Origin of the sequence: Streptomyces mexicanus (assembly GCF_902506575.1) — a bacterium.
Taxonomy (GTDB): Bacteria; Actinomycetota; Actinomycetes; order Streptomycetales; family Streptomycetaceae; genus Streptomyces; species Streptomyces mexicanus.
The window spans coordinates 7,108,345-7,112,487 of the sequence record NZ_LR732544.1 but is presented as its reverse complement, the minus strand read 5'-3'; the positions used below and the strand labels follow the sequence as shown (position 1 = coordinate 7,112,487).

The following is a 4,143-nucleotide window of genomic DNA, read 5'->3' as shown; positions in this document are numbered from 1 at the left end:
TTCAAGGAAGAGGCGGCAACAGATGTTTCCGGCTGGCCGGGGGGGCTGGGGGAGGTGAAAAGGGGCCGGCCCCGGGGGGGGGGGGGGGCGGCGGGCGCCCGCCGCGGGGGGGTGGGTGGGGTTCAGGGGGCCGCGCGGCCGGCCGTAGAAGCCCACCGGCCCCGGCCGTCGGGCCCGCGGCGGGCGGGGCGCCGCGTACACGCCGATCCAGTCGCCCGGGTCGAGCACGCCGCGCAGCTGGCCGTCGATGCTGACGGCGGCCTGTCCGGAGTGCTCCAGGACGCGCAGGGCGACGGGCTCGTCGGGGGCGGCCACGACCGAGCGGTTGAAGGTCATGTGCGGGGCGACGGGGGTGAAGACGAGGGCGTCGGCGCGCGGGGAGACCACGGGGCCGCCCGCGGCGAAGCTGTAGGCCGTCGAGCCGGTCGGGGTGGCGACCAGCAGGGCGTCGGCGGAGTAGGAGGCCAGCAGCCGTCCGGCGATGTACACCCCGGCCGACACCTGCCGGTCGCGGGCGAGTTTCTCCACGACGACGTCGTTGAGCGCGGTGACGTTCAGGGCGATGCCCCAGTCGCCGCCGGAGGCGCAGTCGGTGCGCACCCGGGGCGGGGGCAGCATGGGGCGGCGGCCGTAGCGCATGAGTTCCCCGATGCCGGGGGGCACCTCCAAGCGGCGGGAGGCGCGCAGGGTGAGCAGCATGCGGCTCTCGACGTCCATCCGGTCCTCGGCGACGGCGTCCAGTGCGGCGTGCACGTAGGCGGCGGGGACCTCGGTGAGGAACCCGACCCGGCCGAGGTCGACGCCGAGGATCAGGGCGTCGCGCTCGGCGGCCAGCCGGGCGCCGCGCAGGAAGGTGCCGTCGCCGCCGAGGGTGACGATGAGATCGGGGTCGCCGGCGGCCTCGACCTCCGCGGCGGCGTGGCGGCGGCCGTCCTGCCACACGTCGATGTCGGCGCAGGGCACCCCGTGCCGCGCGCCCCACGCGCGCACGGCGTCTGCGGCGGCCACGGCCTCGCTGCGCCCCCCGTGCACGACCAGGCCGATACGACGCACCGTCACATCCGTCTCCGAGTCGACTCACATCTGCTGACAGGCTGCGGCCATCCTCGCCGCGCTCCGTGGCCCGGGCGCGCAACGCCACGCCGCCGGGTCCCGTGGCGCCGGTGCGGCGCGGCCCGTACCGGCCGGGTAAAGAATTCGTATGGTCTAGTCCAAAGACTCGTCTGGTCCAGACCAGTGTCTTGACGTGCTCGCATCACCTCAGGAAGCTGGGGCCTCTCCCCCACCCCCACTGGAGGCACGCAGTGAGACGTCTTCGCGCATGTCTGGGCGCGGCCGCCGCCGTCGGACTCGCCGCCGCCGGGACCACCGCCCTGGTCGCGGGCAGCGCCTCGGGCGCCACCACCCAGCTGAGCGACCGCTGGTACGCCGCGGCCCCGTACCTGATGCCGCTGGACAACGACCCGCCGGACGCCGGCGCCATCATGGACGCCACCGGCCTGAAGGCCTTCCAGCTCGCCTTCGTCCTGGCACCCGACGGCGGGGGCTGCACCCCGACCTGGGACGGCAAGAGCCCCGTCTCCTCGGACACGGCCGTGAAGTCCGTCATCGACACCATCCGCGCCAAGGGCGGCGACGTCTCCGTCTCCATCGGCGGCTACGGCGGCACCAAGCTCGGCCAGGCCTGCGCCGACCCGGCCTCCACGGCCGCCGCCTACCAGCAGGTCGTCACCAAGTACGGCCTGCACGCCATCGACTTCGACCTGGAGGAGCCGGAGTACGAGAACACGGCCGCCATCCACAACGAGATCGGCGCCGCCAAGATCCTGCAGCAGAACAACCCCGGCCTGTACGTCTCCGTCACCACCGCCGGCACCGCGGACGGCACCGGCTGGTTCGGCAAGCAGATGCTGCTGGAGGCGAAGGCGCAGGGCTTCACCCCGAACAACTTCTCCATCATGCCGTTCGACGGCGGCTTCAACGGCGCGGCCTCCCAGACCGCCGCGCTGACCAAGTTCAACCAGGTCCTGCAGTCCACGTTCGGCTGGGACGAGGCGACCGCGTACGCCCACGAGGGCTTCTCGGGGATGAACGGCCGCAGCGACACCGGCGAGATGTTCTACCAGAGCGACTTCCAGACCGTGCTGGACTACGCCACCGGCCACCACATGGACCGCTTCACCTTCTGGTCGCTCAACCGCGACCGCCAGTGCTCCCCGCCGGACAACGGCGGCCGGACCTCGGGCACGTGTTCCAGCGTCCCGCAGAACTCCTGGGACTTCGCGAAGTTCTCGGTGAAGTTCGCCGGGGCGACCCCGCCCACCACACCGCCGACCACGCCGCCCACCAGCCCCACGCCGACCCCGGGCACCCAGTGCAAGCCGGCCTGGAGCGCGACCACGGCCTACACCGGCGGCAGCGAGGTCTCGTACCACCAGCACAACTGGAAGGCCAAGTGGTGGACCCAGAACGAGGTCCCCGGCGCCTCGCAGTGGGGTCCCTGGGAGGACGAAGGCGCCTGCTGAGCGGCCTGCCCCCAGCCCTTTCGGCCCATCCGGACGTGCCGGTGCCGCGCGGCCCCGGCACGGTCAGCAGCGGACGCCGATGCGCCGCCGGCGGCGTCCGCTCGTGCCGGGCTCGGCCGGGTGGGCGGCGACCCGGCGGCGGTAGAGGACGCAGGGCCGCCACGGGTACCACAGGGGTATGAATTCCTCCGCCGCCCGGCCGCCCTCGCGGTACGGGCTGCGCCGGTCGGGCGACTGCTCGCCGGGGAAGAAGTACTGCGCCGCACGCATCAGCCGGGTCAGCGCCTCACCGGAGCGGTCGGTGCTCACCGGGTCGTCGACGCCGGTGCCCTGTGGTGGCGCGGGCCGCCCCTCGCGCGGGGCCGCGCCGGGCCGGCGGAAGGCCGGTTCCGCCAGGGACCAGTGGGGGAACGGAACCGGCCCTGGTCAGTCTTGGCCCCGCCCACCGGTGCCGCAAGCAGCCGATCGCGCGAATGGGCGAGGGGCCCGGGCCGCGCGGACCGCATAGGGTGACCGTGCCGGGGCACCGGGGCGGTGCGTCGGGTTCCGGAGCCGGCGGGAGGTGCCTGGCATGTCGGACGAGCCGCGAGGGCCACGGCCGCGCGAGGCGGCGGACGCGGGCGGCGGACGCGGACCGGACGAGTCCGTCGAGCAGCTCAACGCCCAGGTGCGCCAGCTGGCGCTCGGGCAGGACCGGCTGCGCCGTCTGCTGGACGCGGTGGTGGCGATCACCGCGGACATGGAGACCTCGGCCGTGCTGGAGCACATCGTGGCCGCGGCCAGCGACCTCCTGGCCGTCCGCTACGGGGCGCTGGCGGTGCTCGGGGAGGGCGGGGAGTTCGTCGACCTGTTCACCGTCGGGGTGGACGCGGAGCGGCTGCGGGCCGAGTCCGGGCTGCCGCAGCGGCACGGGCTGCTGGGCAGCCTGCTGACCGACCGCAGGCCGCTGCGGGTCGACGACGTGCTCGCCGACCCGCGCTCGGTCGGCTACCCGGCCGGCCACCCGGTCATGACGACACTGCTCGGGGCGCCCCTGACGGTCCGCGACACCGTGTACGGCACCCTGTACGTCGCCGACAAGGAGGACGGCACGCCGTTCAGCGCCGACGACGAGGCCCTGCTGGCCGCCCTGGCCAGCGCGGCCAGTGTGAGCATCGAGAACTCCCGGCTGTACGCGCGCCTCAAGCGGGCCGCGGAGCAGTTCCAGCGCCGGATGCTGCCCGTGCTGCCCGATCTGGCGCCGCTGCGGGTGCAGGCCCGCTATCAGCCGGCCTCCGAACTGCCCCGCCTCGGCGGGGACTGGTACGACGCCGTGGTGCTGCCGGACGGCGCGGTCTTCGTCGTCGTCGGGGACGTCACCGGCCACGACGTGGAGGCCGCGCCGCTGATGGGGCAGATCCGCAACATGCTGCGGGCCCTGGCCTTCGACCGGTGCGGGCCGCCCGGCCAGGTCGTGGACCGGCTGGACCGGGCGCTGGGCATGTACGGCGAGACCACGGCGGCCACGCTGGTCATGGGCCGCATCGAGCGCGGCGCGGCCGGCGGGTACGCGCTGCACTGGACGAACGCCGGGCACCCACCGCCGCTGCTGGTCACCGCGGACGGCACCGCCCACAGC

At 74.5% G+C, this 4,143-nt stretch carries 4 protein-coding genes; 2 read left to right on the top strand and 2 right to left on the bottom strand.

Annotated features, from left to right (window positions below):
- A partial coding sequence (locus GV126_RS31725) for an NAD(+)/NADH kinase (RefSeq protein WP_159673056.1) occupies positions 1-1,059 on the bottom strand: 1,059 nt, incomplete at its 3' end.
- 245 nt (positions 1,060-1,304) lie between these two features.
- Here GV126_RS31725 and GV126_RS31720 point away from each other — a divergent pair.
- The gene (locus tag GV126_RS31720) at positions 1,305-2,525 is read left to right on the top strand and encodes a chitinase (RefSeq protein WP_159673054.1); all 1,221 of its coding nucleotides are present in this window, start codon (positions 1,305-1,307) and stop codon (positions 2,523-2,525) included.
- Positions 2,526-2,588: 63 nt separating this feature from the next.
- Here GV126_RS31720 and GV126_RS36905 read toward each other — a convergent pair whose 3' ends face one another.
- Positions 2,589-2,834, bottom strand: coding sequence for a hypothetical protein (locus tag GV126_RS36905; RefSeq protein WP_236570207.1), 246 nt, complete (start codon positions 2,832-2,834; stop codon positions 2,589-2,591).
- Positions 2,835-3,096: 262 nt separating this feature from the next.
- On the opposite strand from GV126_RS36905, the gene GV126_RS31710 reads away from it, so the two are divergent.
- Positions 3,097-4,143 (top strand): PP2C family protein-serine/threonine phosphatase (locus tag GV126_RS31710; protein WP_159673052.1); only part of this gene is annotated, 1,047 nt, incomplete at its 3' end.